The sequence below is a fragment of the Synechococcus sp. CBW1107 genome, from assembly GCF_015841355.1.
Classification (GTDB): domain Bacteria; phylum Cyanobacteriota; class Cyanobacteriia; order PCC-6307; family Cyanobiaceae; genus Regnicoccus_A.
The window spans coordinates 2,498,920-2,520,594 of sequence record NZ_CP064908.1 but is presented as its reverse complement, the minus strand read 5'-3'; the positions used below and the strand labels follow the sequence as shown (position 1 = coordinate 2,520,594).

General features: G+C 68.8%; 27 protein-coding genes. 14 read left to right on the top strand and 13 right to left on the bottom strand.

The annotated features are described in order from the left end of the window. Position 1: 1 nt before the first annotated feature. Positions 2 to 271 carry a hypothetical protein gene (locus I1E95_RS13195; RefSeq protein WP_197162939.1) on the bottom strand — a complete coding sequence of 90 codons (270 nt, stop codon included), beginning with the start codon at positions 269 to 271 and terminating at the stop codon, positions 2 to 4. Between the two features lie 93 nt (positions 272 to 364). Between I1E95_RS13195 and I1E95_RS13190 the strand changes: the two genes are divergently transcribed. After that, positions 365 to 1,603, top strand: a complete 1,239-nt coding sequence (locus tag I1E95_RS13190; RefSeq protein WP_197162937.1) for a 1-deoxy-D-xylulose-5-phosphate reductoisomerase — start codon at positions 365 to 367, stop codon at positions 1,601 to 1,603. Continuing rightward, complete coding sequence (locus tag I1E95_RS13185; protein WP_197162936.1) at positions 1,600 to 1,962, top strand: ferredoxin; 363 nt, start codon at positions 1,600 to 1,602, stop codon at positions 1,960 to 1,962. Before I1E95_RS13190 ends, I1E95_RS13185 begins: the two co-directional genes overlap by 4 nt. Here I1E95_RS13185 and I1E95_RS13180 read toward each other — a convergent pair. The 3 genes from I1E95_RS13180 to I1E95_RS13170 are packed head-to-tail and all read right to left on the bottom strand — an operon-like array spanning position 1,911 to position 3,804. Then, positions 1,911 to 2,933, bottom strand: a complete 1,023-nt coding sequence (locus tag I1E95_RS13180; protein ID WP_197162934.1) for a YheT family hydrolase — start codon at positions 2,931 to 2,933, stop codon at positions 1,911 to 1,913. The two genes, I1E95_RS13185 and I1E95_RS13180, sit on opposite strands and share 52 nt — an antisense overlap. After that, a complete protein-coding gene (locus I1E95_RS13175) occupies positions 2,930 to 3,622 on the bottom strand; it encodes an SDR family oxidoreductase (RefSeq protein ID WP_231594637.1) in 693 nt (230 codons plus the stop codon). The genes I1E95_RS13180 and I1E95_RS13175 overlap by 4 nt, the downstream gene beginning before the upstream one ends. 5 nt (positions 3,623 to 3,627) lie before the next feature. Further along, a complete protein-coding gene (locus I1E95_RS13170; protein ID WP_197162932.1) occupies positions 3,628 to 3,804 on the bottom strand; it encodes a hypothetical protein in 177 nt (58 codons plus the stop codon). A gap of 163 nt (positions 3,805 to 3,967) precedes the next feature. Here I1E95_RS13170 and I1E95_RS13165 point away from each other — a divergent pair, with 163 nt between their 5' ends. The 3 genes from I1E95_RS13165 (at position 3,968) to trxB (ending at position 7,360) form a co-directional block, all read left to right on the top strand. Then, positions 3,968 to 5,434, top strand: a complete 1,467-nt coding sequence (locus I1E95_RS13165) for a DEAD/DEAH box helicase (protein WP_197162931.1) — start codon at positions 3,968 to 3,970, stop codon at positions 5,432 to 5,434. A gap of 132 nt (positions 5,435 to 5,566) precedes the next feature. Beyond that, positions 5,567 to 5,779, top strand: coding sequence for a hypothetical protein (locus I1E95_RS13160; RefSeq protein WP_197162929.1), 213 nt, complete (start codon positions 5,567 to 5,569; stop codon positions 5,777 to 5,779). A 180-nt stretch (positions 5,780 to 5,959) separates the two neighbouring features. After that, on the top strand, positions 5,960 to 7,360 hold the full coding sequence (gene trxB / locus I1E95_RS13155; protein ID WP_197162927.1) for a thioredoxin-disulfide reductase: 1,401 nt from the start codon (positions 5,960 to 5,962) through the stop codon (positions 7,358 to 7,360). 48 nt (positions 7,361 to 7,408) lie between these two features. Here trxB and infA read toward each other — a convergent pair whose 3' ends face one another. Beyond that, entirely contained in the window at positions 7,409 to 7,678 is a 270-nt protein-coding gene (infA, locus tag I1E95_RS13150) for a translation initiation factor IF-1 (protein ID WP_006171764.1), read from the bottom strand. Positions 7,679 to 7,904: 226 nt separating this feature from the next. Between infA and I1E95_RS13145 the strand changes: the two genes are divergently transcribed. Continuing rightward, positions 7,905 to 8,561, top strand: coding sequence for a pseudouridine synthase (locus I1E95_RS13145; protein WP_197162925.1), 657 nt, complete (start codon positions 7,905 to 7,907; stop codon positions 8,559 to 8,561). On the opposite strand, the gene I1E95_RS13140 is transcribed toward I1E95_RS13145, so the two are convergent. The 4 genes from I1E95_RS13140 to I1E95_RS13125 all read right to left on the bottom strand — a co-directional run bounded on the left by I1E95_RS13140 (position 8,551) and on the right by I1E95_RS13125 (position 11,182). Next, positions 8,551 to 8,766: a hypothetical protein gene (locus tag I1E95_RS13140; RefSeq protein WP_185467088.1), complete on the bottom strand. Its 216-nt coding sequence runs from the start codon at positions 8,764 to 8,766 to the stop codon at positions 8,551 to 8,553. The two genes, I1E95_RS13145 and I1E95_RS13140, sit on opposite strands and share 11 nt — an antisense overlap. Before the next feature lie 48 nt (positions 8,767 to 8,814). Then, entirely contained in the window at positions 8,815 to 9,777 is a 963-nt protein-coding gene (locus tag I1E95_RS13135; RefSeq protein WP_197162923.1) for an NAD(P)H-binding protein, read from the bottom strand. Positions 9,778 to 9,877: 100 nt separating this feature from the next. Further along, positions 9,878 to 9,976 carry a cytochrome b6-f complex subunit PetM gene (gene petM / locus I1E95_RS13130; RefSeq protein WP_006171769.1) on the bottom strand — a complete coding sequence of 33 codons (99 nt, stop codon included), beginning with the start codon at positions 9,974 to 9,976 and terminating at the stop codon, positions 9,878 to 9,880. A gap of 18 nt (positions 9,977 to 9,994) precedes the next feature. Then, the gene (locus I1E95_RS13125; RefSeq protein WP_370594549.1) at positions 9,995 to 11,182 is read right to left on the bottom strand and encodes a N2,N2-dimethylguanosine tRNA methyltransferase; all 1,188 of its coding nucleotides are present in this window, start codon (positions 11,180 to 11,182) and stop codon (positions 9,995 to 9,997) included. On the opposite strand from I1E95_RS13125, the gene I1E95_RS13120 reads away from it, so the two are divergent. After that, complete coding sequence (locus tag I1E95_RS13120; RefSeq protein ID WP_231594636.1) at positions 11,127 to 12,086, top strand: alpha/beta fold hydrolase; 960 nt, start codon at positions 11,127 to 11,129, stop codon at positions 12,084 to 12,086. The genes I1E95_RS13125 and I1E95_RS13120 overlap by 56 nt on opposite strands. Before the next feature lie 38 nt (positions 12,087 to 12,124). Next, positions 12,125 to 12,655: an acetolactate synthase small subunit gene (gene ilvN, locus I1E95_RS13115; protein WP_197162919.1), complete on the top strand. Its 531-nt coding sequence runs from the start codon at positions 12,125 to 12,127 to the stop codon at positions 12,653 to 12,655. Positions 12,656 to 12,668: 13 nt separating this feature from the next. Here ilvN and I1E95_RS13110 read toward each other — a convergent pair whose 3' ends face one another. Both I1E95_RS13110 and I1E95_RS13105 read right to left on the bottom strand, forming a co-directional pair. Next, complete coding sequence (locus I1E95_RS13110; protein ID WP_197162910.1) at positions 12,669 to 13,379, bottom strand: peptidylprolyl isomerase; 711 nt, start codon at positions 13,377 to 13,379, stop codon at positions 12,669 to 12,671. 4 nt (positions 13,380 to 13,383) lie between these two features. Continuing rightward, positions 13,384 to 13,941 (bottom strand): photosystem I assembly protein Ycf4, encoded by a 558-nt coding sequence (locus tag I1E95_RS13105; RefSeq protein ID WP_197167516.1) that lies wholly within the window; start codon positions 13,939 to 13,941, stop codon positions 13,384 to 13,386. Between the two features lie 190 nt (positions 13,942 to 14,131). Here I1E95_RS13105 and psbD point away from each other — a divergent pair, with 190 nt between their 5' ends. The 3 genes from psbD (at position 14,132) to I1E95_RS13090 (ending at position 17,584) form a co-directional block, all read left to right on the top strand. Continuing rightward, complete coding sequence (gene psbD, locus I1E95_RS13100) at positions 14,132 to 15,190, top strand: photosystem II D2 protein (photosystem q(a) protein) (RefSeq protein ID WP_006171775.1); 1,059 nt, start codon at positions 14,132 to 14,134, stop codon at positions 15,188 to 15,190. Positions 15,191 to 15,197: 7 nt separating this feature from the next. Further along, complete coding sequence (psbC, locus tag I1E95_RS13095; RefSeq protein WP_197162908.1) at positions 15,198 to 16,562, top strand: photosystem II reaction center protein CP43; 1,365 nt, start codon at positions 15,198 to 15,200, stop codon at positions 16,560 to 16,562. A gap of 203 nt (positions 16,563 to 16,765) precedes the next feature. Further along, positions 16,766 to 17,584 carry a YcgJ family protein gene (locus I1E95_RS13090; RefSeq protein ID WP_197162906.1) on the top strand — a complete coding sequence of 273 codons (819 nt, stop codon included), beginning with the start codon at positions 16,766 to 16,768 and terminating at the stop codon, positions 17,582 to 17,584. Here I1E95_RS13090 and I1E95_RS13085 read toward each other — a convergent pair whose 3' ends face one another. Continuing rightward, positions 17,585 to 18,190 (bottom strand): nucleoside triphosphate pyrophosphatase, encoded by a 606-nt coding sequence (locus tag I1E95_RS13085; RefSeq protein WP_197162904.1) that lies wholly within the window; start codon positions 18,188 to 18,190, stop codon positions 17,585 to 17,587. It abuts the gene before it with no gap. A gap of 119 nt (positions 18,191 to 18,309) precedes the next feature. Here I1E95_RS13085 and I1E95_RS13080 point away from each other — a divergent pair, with 119 nt between their 5' ends. The 3 genes from I1E95_RS13080 to I1E95_RS13070 are packed head-to-tail and all read left to right on the top strand — an operon-like array spanning position 18,310 to position 20,434. Next, positions 18,310 to 18,693, top strand: a complete 384-nt coding sequence (locus I1E95_RS13080) for an Npun_F0494 family protein (RefSeq protein ID WP_197162902.1) — start codon at positions 18,310 to 18,312, stop codon at positions 18,691 to 18,693. Positions 18,694 to 18,701: 8 nt separating this feature from the next. Further along, on the top strand, positions 18,702 to 20,186 hold the full coding sequence (locus I1E95_RS13075; protein ID WP_197162900.1) for a cobyric acid synthase: 1,485 nt from the start codon (positions 18,702 to 18,704) through the stop codon (positions 20,184 to 20,186). Then, entirely contained in the window at positions 20,183 to 20,434 is a 252-nt protein-coding gene (locus tag I1E95_RS13070; RefSeq protein ID WP_197162898.1) for a 2Fe-2S iron-sulfur cluster-binding protein, read from the top strand. Before I1E95_RS13075 ends, I1E95_RS13070 begins: the two co-directional genes overlap by 4 nt. Here the strand turns inward: I1E95_RS13070 and mnmA are convergent. Then, the gene (mnmA, locus tag I1E95_RS13065) at positions 20,425 to 21,627 is read right to left on the bottom strand and encodes a tRNA 2-thiouridine(34) synthase MnmA (RefSeq protein WP_197167515.1); all 1,203 of its coding nucleotides are present in this window, start codon (positions 21,625 to 21,627) and stop codon (positions 20,425 to 20,427) included. The two genes, I1E95_RS13070 and mnmA, sit on opposite strands and share 10 nt — an antisense overlap. Positions 21,628 to 21,675: the final 48 nt, after the last annotated feature.

Below are 21,675 nucleotides of genomic sequence, written 5' to 3'. Positions count from 1 at the left end.
GTCAGCGAGGGTCCTCGGCCGGCGGGGAAGCCGCCGGCGACTGACCGCGCATCAGGGTTTCGATCCGGCGGATGCGCACCCGGGTGGTCTCCCACACCTCGAGCCTGAAGGCAGCGTCGGCAGCCGCCGGGGTGCCGGGTGGGCCCTCCGCCAGGGAGCCGCGCAGCTGCTTCACCATGGCCTCGATGTCGTCACCCGCCTCGAACGCATCCCAGAGTTCCCGCTCCAGCCGCGCCCGCTCGATGAAATTCCAACGCTTGAGCCAGAGCATCGCGGCCGCCAGGGGTGAAGATCACCAGTGCAGCCAGTGTGCACGAGCCGCTGGGATCGGTGGGAGACTGGCGCCCGTCGCAGGGATGGCCTGGTGAAAGCGATCAGCGTGCTCGGCTCCACAGGGTCGATCGGCACCCAGACCCTGGCGATCGTGGAGGAGTTCCCGGAACGCTTCCGGGTGGTGGCGCTCACGGCGGGCTCCAATCTCGACCTGCTGATCGACCAGATCCGCCGCCACGCCCCCGAAGTCGTGGCCCTGGCCGACTCCGAGGCCCTGCCTGAGCTGCTCCGCCGCCTGGAGGCGCTGGAGCCTTCCCAGCGACCGGCGCGTCAGCCGGAGCTGGTGGGGGGAAGCGAAGGGCTCTGCGCCGCCGCCGCCTGGCCCAGCGCCGAGTTGGTGGTCACGGGCATCGTGGGCTGCGCGGGCCTGCTTCCCACCCTCGCGGCGATCGAGGCCGGCAAGGATCTGGCCCTGGCCAACAAGGAAACCCTGATCGCCGCCGGGCCTGTGGTGCTGCCGGCCCTGAAGGCCAGCGGCAGCCGCCTGCTTCCCGCCGACTCGGAGCATTCCGCCCTCTTCCAGTGTCTGCAGGGCACCCCCTGGGCCGACACGGCCCGCCTCTCCACCGGCGTCCCCACCCCCGGCCTGCGGCGCATCCAGCTCACCGCCTCAGGCGGTGCCTTCCGCGACTGGCCCGCCGCCGATCTGGCCAAGGCCACCGTGGCCGATGCCACCAGCCATCCCAACTGGAGCATGGGCCGCAAGATCACGGTGGATTCAGCCACCTTGATGAACAAGGGCCTGGAGGTGATCGAAGCTCACTACCTCTTCGGGCTCGACTACGACCACATCGAGATCGTCATCCATCCCCAGAGCATCATCCACTCGATGGTGGAACTGGCCGACAGCTCCGTGCTGGCCCAGCTGGGCTGGCCCGACATGCGCCTGCCGCTGCTCTACTGCCTCAGCTGGCCCGAGCGGCTGGAGACCCCCTGGCGGCGCCTGGATCTCACCGAAGTGGGCCAGCTCACCTTCCGCGCCCCCGACGAGCAGAAATACCCCTGCATGGGTCTGGCCTACGCCTCCGGACGTGCCGGCGGCACCATGCCCGCGGTACTCAACGCCGCCAATGAACAGGCCGTGGCCCTCTTCCTCGAGGAGCGGATCTCCTTCCTCGACATTCCCCGGCTGATCGAGGGGGTCTGCGAACGCCACAGCCCCGACCTCCGTCAGGACCCCAGCCTCGACGACGTGCTGGCCATCGACGCCTGGGCCCGTCTGGCTGCCATCGAGCTGGCCGCCGCCTCGCCCGCCCTGCTGACGGCATGAAGGTCGAGAGGCACCTGCTGCTCTGCGCCACCCCCACCAAGGCCCTCTGCGGCGATCCGCAGACCGGGGCCGCCAGCTGGGGCCGGCTCAAGCAGCTGATCAGGGAGCGTGGCCTGGAGCAGCCCGACCGCCCCCAGGGGGTGGTGCTGCGCACCAAGGCCGACTGCCTGCGCATTTGCGCCGGCGGACCCATCCTGCTGATCTGGCCGGAGGGGATCGCCTATGGCGGGGTCACCCCGGAGAGGATCGAGCGGATCGTGGAGGACCACCTGATCGGCGGACGGCCCATCGAGGACTGGATCGTGGCTCAGCACACCCTGCTGCCCAGCCGCTGCTCCAGCCAGCGCAGCACCAGCTGATCCGACCAGCAGCCTCCTGGCGCATGGAAGCCGTTGTGGCCGCCGCCGGGGCTGATCACCACCTCCAGGGGCGGCCCCAGGGCCAGGGCGCCGGCGGCGGGGACCCAGGGATCATCCAGAGCCTGCACGATCAGCGTGGGCGGCAGCGGGGGCTGCCCGGGCTCGGGCACCAGCAGCCGCGGCAGGGGGCTGGCCTGGCGGTAATAGGCGTCGACACTGGGGTAACCCCAGCGCGGTGCCGTGATCAGGGCATCAAAGCCGCGGATGCTGTCCACCCGCCGCAGGCGCTCAACCAGCTCAGCATCAGGCCTTAGACCGTCGTTGAGGGTCTGCTGGCGCAGGCGCTCCAGCAGCCATCGCTCGTAGAGGAGGTTGCGCGGCCGGGAGATGGTGGCGGAGCAGTGGGCCAGATCGAGGGGACTGCTCACCAGCGCCAGTCCCTCCAGCTGCGCGACCCCGTCGAGCACGGCATTGAGCAGCACCGTCCCCCCCAGGGAGAGCCCCACCGCCAGCAGGGGCCGATCAGCCGCCAGCTCCCGGGCCCGCCCCAGGGCCGGCGCCAGATCCGAGCTGCAACGAGCGGCATAGGTGCCGCTGGCCAGGGCCCGCCCGTCACCGGCGCCACGCATGTTCAGGCGCAGCACCGCGAAGCCGGCCCGGTTCAGGCACCAGCCCAGCCTCCGTACGCCCTCGGCCTGACTGGAGCCGCCCAGGCCATGCAACAGCAGCACCAGCGCCCTGGGCCGACCAGATGGCGCGTCCGCAGCCGGCGGATCGAGCCAGGCGAGCAGGGAACCGTCCCGACCCTGGCGGGAGGGCCCCAGGGGAAGCGCAAGTGGCGTGCTGGCACACGCCGGCAGCACATCCGGCCGGAGCGTGTCGCGCAGGGTCTGCAGGTCGGGTCCCCACCAGGGCGGCCGGGGCCGGAAGGGCTCCAGCCCCAACCGCTCCAGCAGGGTCTGGGAGCTCACACCGGCTGGGGCTGAACGGCAAGCCACTGGGCCAGGGAGACGGGCTCCACCCCGGCAGCGCTGGTGACCTCGATGATCCGCCCGATCGAAGCCGGCGAGTCCAGGGCGTCCAGGCACACCCGGGCCACCAGCCGGCGGGGAATGCTGTTGCTCTCCTGCTGGTCAGGCCCGCTGAAGCGGATGCCCTGGCCGTCGAGGTTCTCCTCCGTCTCCTTGAGGCCACCGGGGCGCACCACGGTCCAGTCGAGGCCACTGGCCTCCAGCCAGCGCTCCCCCACCCGCTTCCAGACCAGGATCAGGCCGAAGAGGTTGAGGGGGTGCAACCAGCGGCCGCTGCACAGCGAGCTCACCAGCACCACCCGCTTCACCCTCGCCGCCGTGCAGGCGGCGCACTGCCGGCGGATCGCCAGGGCATCCACCTTCAAGGGTCCCGCCAGATCCACCGAAGGACGGGCGCCGGTGGCGATCACCAGGGCCTGGACCCCCGCCAGCGCCTGCTCGAGGGCAGCCTGATCACCCAGCTCCAGACGGATCAGCTCGGCCCCCGTCAGCCCATCGGGGACCTGAGAACCAGGGCGCAACAGGGCCTTGACCCGGTAGCCCCGGGCCAGTGCCTCCTGGACGACACGCCAACCGGTCTTGCCGGAGGCACCGCTCACAGCCAGCGTGAATGAGGACTCGGAAGGCACGGATCTCAGAACAGCGGCATCAACTCCTGTTCTAGGCAGCGGGCCCGGGGGAAGTCCCCCTGGTGGCGCAACTGACGCACCCTCAGGATCATCGGATCGATGTCGCACAGCTGGCTGTAGCAGACCTCCAGGTGCTCACGGAACCCGGGCTGGAAGCGGCTGATGGGAAAGGGGTCGTCCAACGGTGATGAAGGCGGGGCCACTGGAGAGCGAAGAGATCTGACCGGGCAGCGCTCGGGATGATGCCCGGACGGTAGGGAAGCTGCATGCGGAAGCCCTGGTGACAAACACTCATTTCCAGGCCGCAGCACGCACAATGACGCCACTCCTGCCGGCGTCGCTGCCATGGACACCAACGCCCGCGGCAGGCCGTCCTTTGACCTGGGTCACGCCCTTGGCCTGCGTCTGGCTCCGCGGCAGTGGCAGTGGCAGCTGATCAATCTGCTGCGCCGGCGCCTGGAGGTGCCCGGCAGCCTTGGGCAGGACGTCCTGGTCCACGCCGGACCCGGCGCCGGCAAGACCTTCGGGGCACTGCTGGGCTTCCAGTCCCTGCTGCGGGAGGGCCGTCTCGCCCATCTGCTGGTGTTCTGCCACCGCAGTTCGATCGCCGCCCAGTGGCGCGACTCGGCCCGCCAGCTGGGGCTGGAGCTGCGCGAGTGGGATCCGGCTCAGGCCCCCGAGGGCGGCCAGGGTCTGCTGCTCAGCTACCAGAGCGCCGCGCGCCACAGGCACCGGCTGCAGCAGGAGCTATTGAGCCTCCTGCCCGGGCCCACCCTCACGGTGGCCGATGAGGTGCATCACCTCGGACTGGATCCGGAGGAACCGGAAGCCACGGCCTGGGGCCATGCCTTCAGCGAGCTGAGCCGGGATCATGCGCTGCGCCTGGGCCTGAGCGGCACCCCCTTCCGCGCCGACAACCTGGCTTTCTGTGCCGCCCGGCGCGTGCCCCGGCACCAGGAGGGACTGCTTGTGGAACAGATCGAGCCCGACCTGAGCGTGGAGCCCCGCCAATTGATCGTGGCCGGTGATGTCAGGCCGCTGGAGTTTCGCTTCCAGGACGGCTGGGTGGACCACGGCCGTGGCGAGGCGGAGCGGGAGGGCGAGGCGGAGCGGTCACCCCTGTCGCTGGAAACCCGCGAAAGCTGGCGGGCCCGCAACCTGCGCCGCGCCATCCGTCCCGGCGACCAGAGCAGCATCGCCCTGCGGGTGCTGCTCAATGCCCGAGAGCGCCTCGACAGACTCCGCATCGACGACCATCCCGAGGCGGGCGGGCTGGTGATTGCCCGTGACATCGCTCACGCGCGCGGTCTGAGCGGCCTGCTGGAGGAGCAGGGGGACCGCGTGCGGCTGGTGCACTCCCAGGATCCCGAGGCGGCCGCCCATCTCCAGGCCTTCCGGGCCGGCGACGCCGACTGGCTGGTGAGCATCGACATGTGCGCCGAGGGATTCGATGCTCCACGCCTGCGGGTGGTGGCCTACCTGAGCACCGTGGTGACCCGCAGCCGTTTCCTTCAGGCGATCACCAGAGCCGTGCGGATCGATCCCGGCCGGGCGGCTCTGGAGCCCATCCCGCGCCATCCCTCCTACGTGTATGCGCCCGCCGATCCACTGCTGATGGGCTATGCCCGCAGCTGGTCCGTGGCAGAGGCCTATGTGATCCGGCCGAGGACCCCGCCGGAGGACGAGCTGGCAGGTGCCGGAGCCGGAGCGGGAAGCCAGCTGCCGCTGGAGGCCCTGCGCGATGGCGCCGGAGAGGTGATCCGCCTGCGCGGCCCCCAATTGCCAGGGTTTCTTGACAGACGACGCTCCTGAGCGCTTGAGCCGCGCGCCCCGGTCCAGTGGCGCTGGTTACAGCACAAAAACGAAGAGAGTGCGAACATCTCCAAACCAACACCACAAATGGTCTAGTCACCATTCAGCCTGGTGCTCACCCGGAGATGGATCATGACCAAGGCCTCTCCCCACCGCCATCTCGCCGCACTGGTGAGCTGGGCCGTGGCCCGCATCGCCGAACTCGACCGCCTGGAGCACTACGAGGAGAGCTTTGCCCTCACCGAAGAGTTCCGTGACTGGATCCTCGGCATCGACCACCAGCCCGAGCGGCTGGCCATGCTGCTCGTGCCCCAGGGGCTCGGAACTCTGGACCTGGCGGAATAGTCGAAGCCACGGCGGGCGAGGGAGCTGAGCGCAAATCTAAGGCAATCCTTAAGAAGCAGGACCCTCCGGCAACCCTCGTCTCATTTCTTCAGGATTCCTGGGCTGGGCCGGCGGAGCGCTTCCCACAGGTCCGCACGCTGTGATCTAAGCTCAACTCATAGTCAGTCCGCATTAGATCCCATGAGCGTTTCCTCAGGCCCCAGGGGCGACGAGGCTGCGGTGGAGAACCTGGTGATCGTGGGCTCTGGCCCGGCCGGATACACCGCAGCCATCTATGCGGCCCGCGCCAACCTCAATCCCCTGCTGATCACCGGCTTCCAGGACGGGGGCATCCCCGGTGGCCAGCTGATGACCACCACCCATGTGGAGAACTTCCCCGGCTTCCCCGATGGCATCCTCGGCCCCGACCTGATGGACCGCATGAAGGCCCAGGCCGTGCGCTGGGGCACCCGACTGGTGGAGGCCGATGCCGAGGCGATCGACCTCTCCGAGCGCCCGTTCAGGATCAGCGCCGAGGGGCGCACGATTCGCACCCAGGCCGTGATCCTCGCCACCGGCGCCAGCGCCAACCGCCTCGGCCTTCCCCACGAACAGCAGTTCTGGAGCCAGGGCATCAGCGCCTGCGCCATCTGCGATGGAGCCACCCCCCAGTTCCGAAATGAGGAGCTGGCGGTGGTCGGAGGAGGGGATTCGGCCTGCGAGGAAGCGGTGTATCTCACCAAGTACGGCAGCCACGTGCACCTGATCGTCCGCCGCGAGAGCCTGCGTGCCAGTGGCGCCATGGCCGACCGGGTGCTGGCCAACCCCGCCATCACCGTGCACTGGAAGCGGGACGTGGTCGATGTGTCGGGGAACGGCTGGCTGGAGGCGCTCACCCTGCGCAATCCCGACGACGGCAGCACCGAGGAGCTGCCGGTGCGGGGGCTGTTCTATGCCATAGGCCACACCCCCAACACGCGCCTAGTGCGGGACCAGCTAGCGGTGGATGCCAAGGGTTACCTCGTCACCACACCGGGTCAGCCCGACACCAGCCTGGAGGGGGTGTTCGCCGCCGGTGATGTGGCCGATGCCCAGTGGCGTCAGGGAGTCACCGCCGCCGGCAGCGGCTGCCAGGCGGCCCTGGCCGCCGAGCGCTGGCTCACCCACCACGGCTTGGCCTCCACGGTGCATCGCACCAACGTGGAGCCGGAACCCAGCGGTGAACCCATCCACACCGCCGTGAGCGATGCCGACAACTTCGACCCCGCTGCCCTCTGGCAGAAAGGCGGTTATGCCCTGCGCAAGCTCTACCACGACAGTGACAGGCCCCTGCTGGTGGTCTACACCTCCCCCAGCTGCGGGCCCTGCCATGTGCTCAAGCCTCAGCTCAAGCGTGTGCTGCAGGAGCTCGGCGGTGCCGCCCAGGGCGTGGAGATAGACATCGAAGCCGAGCAGGAGATCGCTACCCAGGCCGGTGTCAACGGCACCCCCACCGTTCAGCTCTTCCACGCCAAGCAGCTGGCTCAACAGTGGCGCGGAGTGAAGCAGCGCAGCGAATTCAAAACCGCCATTGAAGCTCTCCTGCCGGTGCCGGTGGCCTGAGCCGAAGCCAGAACAGGAGCAAGAGCCGAGCCTGAAGCCGGCCTGCGCTCAGCGCCGCCTCGGACCACCGGGGCGGTTGCCGCCAGGCCTGGGGCCGGTGGCTCCGGCGTTGCGTTCCCGGTAGGTGATCCGGCCGCGGGTGAGGTCGTAGGGGCTGATCTCGACAAGCACCTTGTCGCCTGCGAGCAGCTTGATGCGGAACTTGGTGAGCTTGCCGGCGGCACGGCAGAGGCACTGGTGCCCGGAGGGCTGATCGAGGGTGACCAGGTAGAACCCGTTGCCCTGTTCCTTCTCGATCACTCCCGAGGTTTCGATCATGCGCTGCCGTGGCTCGATGCAAAGGTCACTCCACCTTAAATTGGCGACCCGCTGGCCACCCATGGGCCGATCTCCGGCCCTTGGGGCAGCACCGTCCCTGCATCGAGAGCCCTAGGGTCTGGGACGTTGCCGGCTTGCTCCTTGCTCGTTCCACCCCTGACCCTTGATCTGGGCCTGCTGCTGATTTCAATCGGGGTGGTGAATCTCTGGAAAGCCCGCCAGAGGAATGGCGGTTTCTGAATCAGCCTCCGCGGCCGGGCCGGCCCCGACCACCCTGGTACTGAACAAGCCCTACGGGGTGCTCAGCCAGTTCAGCCCCGAGCCGCTCAGCCCCTGGTCGACCCTGGCCCCCCTGGTGCCCGTGCCTGGGGTCTACGCCGCCGGCCGCCTCGATGCCGACAGCGAAGGCCTGCTGCTGCTCACCAGCGATGGCCGACTGCAGCAACGCCTCACGGATCCCCGCTGGGGCCACTGGCGCCGCTACTGGGTGCAGGTGGAGGGAACCCCCAGCGAGGCCGCGCTGGAGCAGCTGCGGGAGGGAGTGATCGTGCAGGGCCGACGCACCCTCGCCGCCCAGGCCATCACCCTGGCTGATCCGGGTCTGGCGGAGCGGGTGCCACCGATCCGCCAGCGCCGCTCGATCCCCACCTCCTGGCTGGACCTGAGGCTGCGGGAAGGTCGTAACCGCCAGGTGCGGCGGATGACTGCGGCCGTGGGACTGCCCACCCTGCGGCTGCTGCGGGTGGCGATCGACCTGATGGATGGAGGCCCGCCCCTGAGCCTCGAGGGTCTGGCGCCCGGTGAATGGCGGCCGGTGACCGCTGCCGAGCAGGAGCGGCTGAACCGACTCCTCGACAGGCGCGGCGGCCGGTTCAGCCGATGACCTGCTGCAGCTCGCGCACGGTCTGGAGCTGGCCGTAGTAATAGTTCGCGCGTGCCCGCCGGTCGGCCTCCTCGAGGCTGTCAAGGGCATCGAAACCCAGACTCATCCAGAGCTCATGGCCGCAGGCCCGGTTGAGCTCGGCGGTGGCTTCCTGCTCGAGATTGGCCAGCCGGCGCTGGAGATTCTTGATCTGGGCAATGGACATGGACGTGCCGGCAGTGTCGATTGATGGTACAAAAGAACTGTTGGTCCATCAGAACGGCAGCTTCTTCTTTCCCTCCTTGTCGAGGTCGGCATCCAGCTCCCGCAGGCGGCGCAGGATCGTGTCGTAGTACTCCTTGAGGTAATCCTCCAGGCGGGTGGTCTCAGCAGGATCGAGGGCGAAGGCCTCGTAGCTGGCCTCCATCGGGGCATCCAGGGGCTGACCGCCACCGGTGACCTCGGCAAAGGCCAGCCGCTCCGCCACGTTCACCCCGGGCTCGAAGAAGGACGCCAGCCCCTGCATCAGACGGATCAGAAACGGCCTCACCCGGAACACCCGGGCCGGCTTGCCGCTGTAGCGCTCACACAGCTGGGTGACCTCACCGGTGTTCCAGGCTTTGGGACCCACCACCGGGAAGGCCTGACGCACGGTGGCGGGCTGGCTCAGAGCCGCCACCGCGAAGCGGGCCACGTCCTGGGTGTTCATGTAGGCGATCGGAGTGGGGGTGCCGCTCACCCACACGGTCTGGCCCTCGAGCACGGGAATGGCGAACTGACCGATCACCCCCTGCATGAAGGCCACGCAGCGCAGGATCGTGTAGTCGAGATCGGAGCCGATCAAGAGCTGCTCGGTGCAGTACTTGATGTCCATCAGGGGCACCTCGCGGTGGAGTTCAGCCCCCAGCAGCGACACGAAGACGAACCGCTTGACACCCGCCTGCTCACAGGCCCGCAGCAGGTTGAGCTTGCCGTCCCAGTCGATCGTGTAGATGCCGGCGCTGTCCGTGGGACGGGCGGTGGCCGCATCGATCACCGCATCCTGCCCCTCGAGGGCGTAGGCGAGGCTTTCGGGTTCGAGCAGATCACCGCGGGTGAGTTCACAGCCCCACTCCTGCAGGAAGGCGGCCTTGCGGGGTGAGCGCACCATGCAGCGCACCTGGTGGCCCTGATCGAGGGCACGGCGGGCAATCTGGCGACCAAGGGTGCCGGTACCGCCGACGACCAGAACCTGCATGAAGCACCCGACCAGGAGGGGCTGAGCCTAGAGGTGCGGCTGTCACCGGCGCGCCGGCGTAAACGTCCTGGCCGAGGGCGAGGACTTCACCCCCAGGGCCTCAATCTTTCTGCAGTTTGAGCAGAAGGGCTCCGCCCACGAGGCCGACGGGGATCAGCACCCAGAAGACCGCTGCGGTGAAGAAGATTTCCGAGGCCATGGGGGCAGGCGAGAACGGCTACCCGCCCAGTGTCCCATCTCCCGCAGCGGCCAGCTCCAGGACCACCGCCCAGGGCGCTGAGGTGCGCAGCTGCCCGGGCATCACGCCACTGACGCCCGCGCTCCAGCCCCCCCGGCGCAACCGCTCCTGCAGCTGCCGCAGGCGGACCGTGCCGCCGGGCGATCGCCGGGCGATCTCCGCCATCGGCCAGACCCGCGCGCCCTCCCCCGCGTCGGCACTCAGGTTGGCCAGCAGCCGCCGGCCCTCCTCAGCCATGGAGCCAGAGACGGCCAGGGCCGAGAGCTCGCCAAGGCAGTCGGCATCCTGGAGCGGACCGATCCAGAGCGGACCACTCACCGCCAGGGGTGGGGCAGCGCTGCAGCCGCAGCTCTGCCAGCCCCGCAGGCGCTTGAGGCTCTGCACCTGCTGATCCCCGCAGCCGTGGCAGTGGGCCAGCAGACCCAGCTGGTCTTCCTCCCGAGCGACGGGACTGCGCTGCACCTGCACGGCCGTGCGGAAGGTGCGGCCGTCGCTGAAACTCAGCAGCGGCCTGATGCCCCGGCCCAGGCACCAGGCCGCCCGGGCCACGACCCCGAGCTGAAGGCGCAGGGCCAGCTCCCAGCTGGCGGGGTGGGCCCGGGCCGCCGCCCCCAGCGAGCGCAGGGCGGCCACACGGTCGTGGCCGGTGGGGGAGCGCCCATCGGTGCTGGCCAGATAGAGCACGCCGCCGAAGCGCACGGCCTCCAGCGCCAGGGGCAGCAGCGCCGCGGGAGAACCGAAGGCATCGAGGTCCACCAGCTCGAAGCGCTGATCGCGCAGCAGGCAATCGGCCAGGAGCTTCTGGGCCGTCAGGGCACTGAGCCGCAAGGCCAGACGCTCCGCCAGAGGCTGCAGATTGACCTGCAGCAGCGGCAGCCGCTCCGGATCGGCATCGTTGGCCCAGATGGCGGCGGCCCCGGCCTCGAGGCCATAGCGCAGGGAGCGCACGCCGCAGCCCGCCATCAGATCCAGCACCCGCAGGGGGCCGACACCCGCCAGCCGCCGGGCCAGCAGCACCCCCAGATCCCTGGCCGGGCGCGAGTCACGGCGAAAGAAGCCCTCCCCCAGCCGCAGCCGGGCCGCGCCTTCGCAATAGTGAGGGTCGTTCGGCGTGGCTCCGACTCCGGTGGTGACAGCTCCAGCCCAGCCTGTCGCAAGGGACGGCATCGACTGGGGTCTGCACGGCACCTGGCACTGGCGCGGCCTGGCCTGCCACTGGCGCGTGCTCGGCGACCCCTCCCATCCGCCGCTGCTGCTGCTGCATGGCTTTGCCGCCAGCAGCGGCCACTGGCGTCACAACGTCGCCGGACTGGTGGCGTCGGGCTGGTGTGTGTACGGACTGGACCTGATCGGCTTCGGCGCCTCCGACCAGCCGGCCCTGCCCCTCGACAACCGGCTCTGGGCCCGCCAGAGCGCGGCGTTCCTGCAACAGGTGGTGCAGCGGCCCGCCGTGCTGCTGGGCCACTCCCTGGGTGGTCTGGTGGCTCTGACCACGGCGGTTTTCAGCCCGGAGTGGGTGCGGGCGGTGGCGGCCGTGCCCCTGCCTGATCCCAGCCTGGTGATGGCCGTGCCGCGGCGGCGCCCCCCCTGGCGGCGGCGGCTGCAGCGGGTGCTGGTGCTGGTTCTCTGCCGGCTGCTGCCCCTGGAACTGCTGGTGCCCCTGATCGCCCGCACTCCCCTGCTGGACCTGGGGCTGCAGTCGGCCTACAACCAGCCGGTGATCGGTGACGCGGAACTGCGCCGGCTGTTCGCCCGGCCGGCCCGTCGGGCCACCGCCGCCTGGTCCCTGCGGGGCATGAGCATCGGCATGGCCCTGCGCCCCAGGGGTGCCACGGCCGAGGCGCTGCTGGCGCGACTGGTGCAGCCGCTGCTGCTGATCTGGGGTGAGGCCGACCGGCTGGTGCCGATCGAGGTGGGGGAGCTGATCGCCCGCCTCAGACCGGATCTGCAGCTGGAGCGCCTGGAGGGGATCGGCCACTGCCCCCACGACGAGGCCCCCGAAGCCTTCGAGGCGCTGCTGCTGAGCTGGCTGGAGCGGCTGGACGCAGAGCCGCAGGCGGCCGGCACGTAATTTGGGGCCTTGATGCCCCGTCGAGCGCCGCCCCGGCCATGAAACACACCCTCTCGGTGCTGGTGCAGGACGAATCCGGCGCCCTCAGCCGCATCTCCGGGCTGTTCGCCCGCCGCGGCTTCAACATCGAAAGCCTGGCGGTGGGTCCAGCCGAGCAGCGCGGCCATTCCCGCCTCACGATGGTGGTGGAGGGTGACGATCACACCCTCGAGCAGATGACCAAGCAGCTGAACAAGCTGATCAACGTGCTCAACGTGATCGATCTCACCCGCATCCCCGCGGTCGAGCGGGAGCTGATGCTGCTGAAAGTGGCGGCACCGCCGGAGAACCGAGCCGCGATCCTCGACCTGGTGGAGGTCTTCCGCGCCAAGGTGGTGGATGTGGCCGACAATGCCCTGATCCTGGAGGTGGTGGGCGATCCGGGCAAACTCGTGGCCCTCGAGCAGATTCTCGAGAGCTTCGGGATCCTCGAGATCGCCCGCACCGGCAAGGTAGCCCTGGAGCGGGCCTCGGGCGTGAACACCGCCTTCCTCAAGGTCACCGCCTCCGACAAGCGCGTTCCCGCCTGACACGGGTCCAGGCTCAGGGCTTGTCCTTCACCAGGGTGCCGCCCTTGAGGAGGGTGGCCTTGACAAGCCGGTCACCCTGCTTGATCCGGTCGACCACGTCCATCCCCTTCACAACCCGGCCGAACACCGCATAGCGGCCATCGAGCTCGGTGAGGGGCTTGAGGGCGATGTAGAACTGCGCGCTGGCGGAGTTGGGATCGGCCGAGCGGGCCATGGCCAGGGCTCCACGGTCGTGCTTGAGGCTGAGCTTGGCGCTCTCGGCGGGATCCACCACCTCGACGCCGTAGCGCGGCTCCGGTTCACCCTTGAGACCAAGCTCGAGGGGGATCAGCCGGGGCTGGTCGGTGGCTGGATCGATGAAGCTGCCGGTGCCGTAGAGGGTGGCCGGAACCTTCGGGTCCGCGCTCTGGGGATCTCCTCCCTGCACCACGAAGGGGGTGGGCTCATTGACCACCCGGTGGAACACCGTGTTGTCGTAGGTGCCACGGCGCACCAGGTCGACGAAGTTTCCGGCCGTGAGGGGGGCGGCATCTCCGTCGAGCTCGAGTTCCACAACCCCTCGGCTGGTCTTGAGCGACACCAGGGCGGAACCACTCAGGCAGGGTGTGCCCGCGGCGGCGCAGCCCAGCGGACTCTTGGGAGCATCGGCGGCACAGGCCCCGAGCCCGAACGGGGTGAGCAGGAGCACTCCCAGGAGCAGCAGGCGGCTGAGGCGGATCGTCATCAGCTCAGACTCCTTCGAGGGGAACTTTGAGGAAACGGGCCAGTTCGGCGCCGCTGCGCTCCAGCTCGGCCAGGGGCAGGGGTTCCCCCACCCGGGTGAGCGGCAGATCGCGGCGGCCCTGCAACCGCAACGAGAGCCGGCGGCGGGGATTGAGGCCATCGCGCACATCCACCTTCACCGCCAGGATCTCGCGCAGGGGGATGTCCACTTCGATCTTCTGACGGAAGCCCCGCCTGGTGATGGTGGCCTTGCTGCTCTCCTGATCGAATCGGTTGCTGCCGGCCCCCACGTCCAGGGTGATCACCGACCAGAGATAGAGGGACAGCAGAAGAGCGGCGATGCCGTAGGCCCCCATCACCAGTCCCTGGGGAACCCACTCCAGCTCGGCCGGATGGCCCAGGGGGAGCAGGTCGAGGCCGAGACGGCTGGAGAGGCTGGTGAGCAGGAAGCCGATTCCGCCGGCGGTGACCACGGAGGCCACCAGATAGTTGGAGAGGCGGCGGGAGCCCTGCACCGGCTGCTCGAGCAGGGAAGGGCGGGTGGCGGAGGCGCCGTTGGCCATGGGGTCGGCTGGGAGGCGGTGAACCGTCATCTTGGACGGCGGCGGGCGAGGGCAATTGGAAGAAATACCTAGAAACCCTGCCGAGACGGGCAATGTCAGCCCATTGCGGGCGCGCTCGCGCTGCCCGTGAACATTGTTACCATCGCCCGGTATCCCACAGCCAAGCGGGATTTCCGCACCGTTTCTACCCATGACGATCGCTGTAGGGCGCGCGCCTGCCGCACGGGGATGGTTCGACGTCCTCGATGACTGGCTCAAGCGTGACCGCTTTGTTTTTGTCGGCTGGTCCGGCCTGCTGCTGTTCCCCACGGCCTACCTGGCCCTGGGCGGCTGGCTGACCGGCACCACCTTCGCCACCTCCTGGTACACCCACGGCATTGCCAGCAGCTACCTGGAGGGTTGCAACTTCCTCACCGCCGCGGTGAGCACCCCGGCTGATGCCATGGGGCACAGCCTGCTGCTGCTCTGGGGCCCGGAAGCCCAGGGTGACTTCGTGCGCTGGGTGCAGCTGGGCGGCCTCTGGCCGTTCGTCGCCCTGCACGGCGCCTTCGCTCTGATCGGCTTCATGCTGCGTCAGTTCGAGATCGCCCGTCTGGTGGGCATCCGTCCCTACAACGCCATCGCCTTCTCCGGTCCGATCGCGGTCTTCGTCAGTGTCTTCCTGATGTACCCGCTGGGCCAGAGCAGCTGGTTCTTCGCCCCCAGCTTCGGGGTGGCCGCCATCTTCCGCTTCCTGCTCTTCCTGCAGGGCTTCCACAACTGGACCCTGAACCCGTTCCACATGATGGGAGTGGCCGGCATCCTCGGTGGTGCTCTGCTCTGTGCCATCCACGGCGCCACGGTGGAGAACACCCTGTTCGAGGATTCCGAGCAGGCGAACACCTTCAAGGCGTTCGAGCCCACCCAGGAAGAGGAGACCTACTCGATGGTCACCGCCAACCGCTTCTGGAGCCAGATCTTCGGGATCGCCTTCTCCAACAAGCGCTGGCTGCACTTCTTCATGCTGTTCGTGCCGGTGATGGGTCTGTGGACCAGCAGCATCGGCATCATCGGCCTGGCCCTCAACCTGCGTGCCTACGACTTCGTGTCGCAGGAGATCCGCGCTGCTGAGGACCCTGAATTCGAGACCTTCTACACGAAGAACATTCTTCTGAACGAGGGTCTGCGTGCCTGGATGGCACCGGCCGACCAGCCGCATGAAAACTTCGTCTTCCCTGAAGAGGTCCTGCCCCGTGGAAACGCCCTTTAATTCGTCCATGGTGGCCGTCGGGGGCAAAGACCTCGACTCCACCGGTTATGCCTGGTGGGCCGGTAACGCCCGCCTCATCAATCTCTCCGGCCGCCTGCTCGGCGCCCACGTGGCCCACGCGGGTCTGATGGTCTTCTGGGCCGGAGCGATGATGCTGTTCGAAGTGAGCCACTTCAGCTTCGACAAGCCCATGTACGAGCAGGGTCTGATCCTGTTCCCGCACGTGGCCACCCTGGGTTACGGCGTCGGCCCCGGCGGAGAGGTCACCAGCCTCTACCCGTTCTTCGTGGTCGGTGTGTTGCACCTGATCAGCTCCGCCGTCCTTGGCCTTGGCGGCCTGTACCACGCCCTCCGTGGTCCCGAAATCCTGGAGAACTACTCCTCGTTCTTCTCCCAGGACTGGCGTGACAAGAACCAGATGACCAACATCATCGGCTACCACCTCATCCTTCTGGGTGTGGGTTGCCTGCTGCTGGTGTTCAAGGCGATGTTCTTCGGAGGTGTCTACGACACCTGGGCGCCCGGTGGCGGTGATGTTCGCCTGATCACCAACCCCACCCTCGATCCGGGTGTGATCTTCGGGTACCTCTTCCGCGCCCCCTTCGGCGGCGAGGGATGGATCATCGGGGTCAACTCGATGGAGGACATCATCGGCGGCCACATCTGGCTCGGCCTGATCTGCATCTTCGGTGGCATCTGGCACGTGATCACCAAGCCCTTCGGCTGGGTGCGCCGCGCCTTCATCTGGAACGGTGAGGCCTACCTGAGCTACAGCCTCGGCGCTCTGAGCTTCATGAGCTTCATCGCCTCGGCCTTCATCTGGTTCAACAACACCGCCTATCCCTCGGAGTTCTACGGCCCCACCAACGCCGAATCCTCCCAGGCTCAGAGCTTCACCTTCCTGGTGCGTGACCAGCGCCTGGGTGCCAACATCGGTTCCGCCATGGGCCCCACCGGCCTGGGCAAGTACCTGATGCGCTCCCCCACCGGCGAGATCATCTTCGGTGGTGAGACCATGCGCTTCTGGGACTTCCGCGGTCCCTGGCTCGAGCCCCTGCGTGGCCCGAACGGCCTCAGCCTCGACAAGCTCCAGAACGACATTCAGCCCTGGCAGGTGCGCCGCGCGGCTGAATACATGACCCACGCTCCCAATGCCTCCCTCAACTCCGTGGGCGGCATCATCACCGAGCCCAACTCGGTGAACTTCGTGAACGTGCGTCAGTGGCTCTCGGCCACCCAGTTCGTGCTCGCCTTCTTCTTCCTGGTGGGTCATCTCTGGCACGCCGGCCGCGCCCGCGCAGCCGCCGCCGGGTTCGAGAAGGGCATCGACCGTCAGGCCGAGCCCACCCTGGCGATGCCGGATCTCGACTGAAGTCCTTTTGCCGCTTCACCCCGGCATCAAGGCTCGACCCCCCGCGATCGCGGGGGGTTTTTTCATGGCCTGAACGCATCACAGGCCCATGACCACTGGGCGCATGGACCTTGTCACCCCTGGCCCGGGCCCAGATGAACTCTGGTTGCACCTTCAGCGCTCAGGACCCATAAGTTGCGTGCTGTCCGCTGAACGGAGCCCCGATGACGACCACCATCAAGAGCCCATCCCGGCCGTCCCAAGCCTCTCTGGCGATGGCGGCCAGTTGGCTCATGCTCACCGCCCTCCTGCCCCAGCCCGGCTGGAGCCGCACCAGCAGCCTCGATTTTCCCAGCGACGGAGTCGTCTGTGATCGCGGCAGCAGGATTTGCTACGACCGCCAGGGTCCCTCGCTGTCATTGACCCGGCGCGAATACGGTCAACGCTCGGAGCAGAACCTGCTGCGACAGCTTTCAGGCCGCCCCATCTCCAGGGATATTCGCTTCAGCAGCGGTGAAGTGTGCGATCTGCGCCGGGAAATCTGCTGGGATGACGGCTGGGGCCGCACCAATGTGAGCAAGCGCCTCAGCCGCCAGCTGTTCGGTGACAACGGCGGCTGGACGCGCGACAACGACTGGAGGAACGACAACTGGCGGGGAAACCCAGGCAACTCCAGCTGGGGACAGACGACAGCACAGGACTCAGGATTCTGTGAGCTCAGTCAACGCGGGCGCCGCATCTTCTACGGCAACTGCAACCTGCAGCAGCGCTACACGCCGAATGGCACCGCCTATCTCGTCGACTTCCGCAATGGACGGAGCTACAGCTTCTACAACCGCCGGGGACAGCTGGTGATGGTGGATGGCACGGGAACGTGGCCCGTGTCCTACAACCGCAATGGAGACGGAGGCGAGTTCCGCTGGGGAGACCTGCAGCTGGTGGCCCGCCAGACCCGATTGATCGCGCCTGGATACAACCCCGGATACAACACTGGAGCCTCGGCAGGCTTACTGCAGGATCTGATCAACAGCCTCTTCCGTTGATCAGGCCAGCCAGCGACGCAGAAGGGGCAGGCTCAGGCCGATCACGTTGCTGAAGCAGCCCTCGATGCGCTCCACCAGGGCACCCGCCCGGCCCTCGAGGGCGAAGCCGCCGGCACAGGAGAGGGGTTCACCGGTGGCCACGTAAGCGGCGATCTCCGCGTCGCTGAGTTCCGCGAACCTGACGCGGGTGGTGACCGTGGCCACCAGGGGATCGGGCGGACAGCAGCCCGGCGTCCCGAGGGTGTCCCCCATCGGCAGGAGGCAGTGACCGGTGTGCAGTTCCCCCCACGACCCGGCCATGCGCCGCCAGCGGCTGGAGGCTTCCTCGGCGTCCCGAGGCTTGCCGTACACGCTCCCGTCGAGCACGAACAGGGAATCGCAGCCGAGCACTCCAGCCACCCTCTCGCCCTCGCTCAGCACCAGCGCACGCCCCACCGCCTCGGCTTTGGCCCGTGCCAGCGCCTGCACCAGCTGGAGCGGATCCGGATCCCGCCAGGCCTCCTCGTCGACGCCGCTCACCCGAACCCGGTGGGAGATCCCCGCCTGCTCCAGCAGCCGGCGTCGCGCCGGTGAGGCCGAGGCCAGCACCAGTGGGGCTTGCGGCACGGACCCTGACCTCCTGGCCTGGGATGAACCCAGGGATTCTCCCCCGCCGGTGGACCCTGCCAGTAGACCCTTCCGGTTCGCCGCCACCAGGGCACACGCTGATCCGTGAGAATCGGCCCATGCATGGCTCCCTCACCAGCACCCTCAACGATCCCCGCTCACTGGAGCGGGCGGCCAGCGCTCTGCGTTGCCTGCCGTTCCGGCGGGCTTTTTACGGGCTGCTCAGCGGCGAGGCGATCAGCAGCGAGGAGCTCCACCGGCGTGACGACCAGCCGCAGTTCACCTTCACTCCCCTGAGCAGCGACGGGGCTGAAGGGCACTTCATCTGGCTGATCCGGGTCGGGGTCCTGCGCCGGGAGGTGGATGGACAGGGCCTCACGGAGCGTGTCCGGCTGACGCCGATGGGCCGGGAGCTGCTGCAGCGCTGGAACGGGGAGATTCCCAGGGCCGCTCTGCTGGAGAGGATCCGCCATGGCCTGCGCCGCCGCTGGCCGCGCCTGTGAAGCCCCTGATGGTGCTCGGAACCAGCAGTGGCGCCGGTAAATCGCTGATGGCCGCCGCCCTCTGCCGGGTGCTGCGCCGCCGGGGCGAGACGCCCCTGCCCTTCAAGGGTCAGAACATGAGTCTCAATGCCTGGGTGGATGCCGCCGGCGGCGAGATGGCCTACAGCCAGGCCCTGCAGGCCTGGGCGGCTGGGCTTGAGCCGACGGTGGCGATGAATCCGGTGCTGCTCAAGCCCCAGGGCGACAGCACCAGCGAGCTGATCCACCTGGGGCGTTCCGTGGGGGTCTGCCGGGCCGAGCACTATTACCGCGACTGGTTTCGTCCAGGCTGGGCAGCGATCCGCCAGGGCCTGAGCGATCTGCAGACCGGCCATCCGGGCGGCCGTCTGGTGCTGGAGGGGGCCGGCAGTCCCGTGGAGGTGAATCTGCAGCCCCGGGATCTCACCAACCTGCGCCTGGCCCAGTTCCTGAGGGCCCGCTGCCTGCTCGTGGCCGACATCGAACGGGGGGGAGTCTTCGCCCAGATCGTGGGCACCCTGGCGCTGCTGCGACCGGTGGAGCGGCCCTTGATCCGGGGCATCCTGATCAACCGCTTCCGTGGCCGCCGGGAGCTCTTCGACGAGGGCCGCAGCTGGCTGGAGCGCCACACCGGCCTGCCGGTGCTGGGGGTGATGCCCTGGCTCGATGAACTCTTCCCTCCCGAGGATTCCCTCGACCTGCTGGAGCGCAAGGCGCGCAAACCCGATGCGGACCTGGAGATCGCGGTGATGCGCCTGCCCTCGATCAGCAATTTCTCCGATCTCGATCCGCTCGAGGCCGAACCCAGCGTGCGGGTGCGCTGGCTGCGCCCCGGAGAAGCGCTGGGCAGCCCCGATGCCGTGGTGATTCCCGGAAGCAAGCAGACGCTGCGGGATCTGGAGGTCCTGCGCGCCAGCGGCCTCGGCGATGACCTGCGGCGGTATGTGTCGGGCGGCGGCCATCTCTTCGGCCTCTGCGGCGGCCTGCAGATGCTCGGCCGACGTCTGCTCGATCCCCTCGCTCTCGAAGGCGGTGGCGGCAGCGGCGGTCACACCGGGCTGGGGCTGCTGCCCCTGATCACCCACTACGGCGACGGCAAGGCGACGCAGCAGGTGTGCGCCCCGGCCCTGTGGCCGCCGGGCAGCAGCCTGATGCTGGAGGGATTCGAACTGCACCGGGGCCAGAGCCTGTGCCAGGAACCCGATCAGTGCCAGCCCATCGCCATGCGCCCGGGCCTCGGCTGGTGGACAGCCGGGCCGAGCGGCTCCGTGGTGGCCGGCACCTACCTGCACGGGGTGTTCGACTCGGGACCCTGGCGACGGCGCTGGCTGAACCAGCTGCGCCGTCGCCGCGGCCTGAGTCCGCTGAGTGAGCAGCAACCGCACCACGGGCAGCAGCGGGAGGCCCTGCTCGATCGCCTCGCCGGGGCCTTCGAAGCCCACGTGAATCTGACTCCCCTGCTGGAGAGGGAATGAAGTCCGCCGCCTCGCCGGTCCTCGTGCACTGGCCCAATGGGCGCAGCACCCGGGTGCCCCCAGGCAGCGACTGGCTGCAGGCGGCGGCCGAGGCCGGCCAGACGATCCCCACCGGCTGCCTGGGGGGCAGTTGCGGCGCCTGTGAGATCGAGGTGAACGGCCGGGTGGTGAGGGCCTGCATCGCCACGGTGCCCGCTGCGCGCAGCGGCGATCTGCGGGTGGAACTGGCCTGCGATCCCTACTGGTGAGCCGGATCGGGCAGCTGTCCCTGGATCAGCCCGCCACCGAGCACCACCTCGCCGGCATAGAACACCGCCGCCTGGCCAGGGGTGATCGAAAACTGGTCATCGCGGAAGGTCAACCGAGCACGGTGGGGGCGGCCCGCAGCATCGTCAGCGGCCGTGGGCTCGAGGGGAACGAGCTGGGCCACCACCGGCGCGCTGCGATAGCGCACCTGCACCTCCAGCTCCAGCGGTGCGTCCGGGGGGGGCATCGAGATCCAGTTGATCGCCCCCACCACGCAGCCGCTGCGGGCCGCCTCGGCCCGTGGAGCCACCACCACCCGGTTCATCGCCCCATCGAGGCGCACCACATGCAGGGGCTCGCTCCAGGCCACACCCAGCCCCTTGCGCTGGCCGATCGTGAAGTGCTCGATGCCATCGTGCTCGCCCACCACCGTGCCGTCAGCCAGAACGATCTGACCCTGGCGAGGCGGCAGGAAGGCATCGAGGAAGGCCTTCATCGAACCGTGGTGGTCGGCCAGGCAGAGATCCTGGCTTTCCGGTTTCCGGGCGGTGCGCAGGCCGAGAGCCTCGGCCTCCAGCCGGGTGTCGGGCTTGGTGAGTTCTCCGAGGGGGAACACCAGCCGCGCCAGCACCGACTGGGGCAGGTCATAGAGGAAGTAGCTCTGGTCCTTGTGGGCATCGAGACCCCGCAGCAGCTGGTGGCGGCCGGCGGCGGCGCTGGGGCCAGCGGAGTCAGCCAGGCGGACCCTGGCGTAGTGGCCGGTGGCGATGCGGCCGATCCCCAGTTCGGCCTCGGCCCACTCCAGCATCGGCGCGAACTTCACCTCCCGGTTGCAGCGGGAGCAGGGCAGCGGTGTCACCCCCTGCTCGTAGCCCTGCACCAGAAAGTCGACGATCTGCTCGCGGAAGCGCTCGCGGCTGTCGACCACATGATGCGGCACTCCCAGCTGGTCACAGAGGCCGGCTGCATCCACCAGCCCTTCGGCGCAGCAGGCCCCCTTGCCGCTCATCAGCCAGAGGGTGAGACCGTCCACCTGCCAGCCGGCCGCCACCAGCAGGGCGGCGGTGAGGGAACTGTCGACCCCGCCGGAGAGGCCCACCGCGACCCGATGCTCACCGGGCCAGGCGCGCAGGCGTTCGATCGCCGCGGCCCCGGCCGCGGTGACCGGGCCACCGGCAGCCGTGAGGGGGGACAGCGCAGGTCCGACGGGACCTGGACCGGAGGCTGGGGCAGTGGTGGTCAA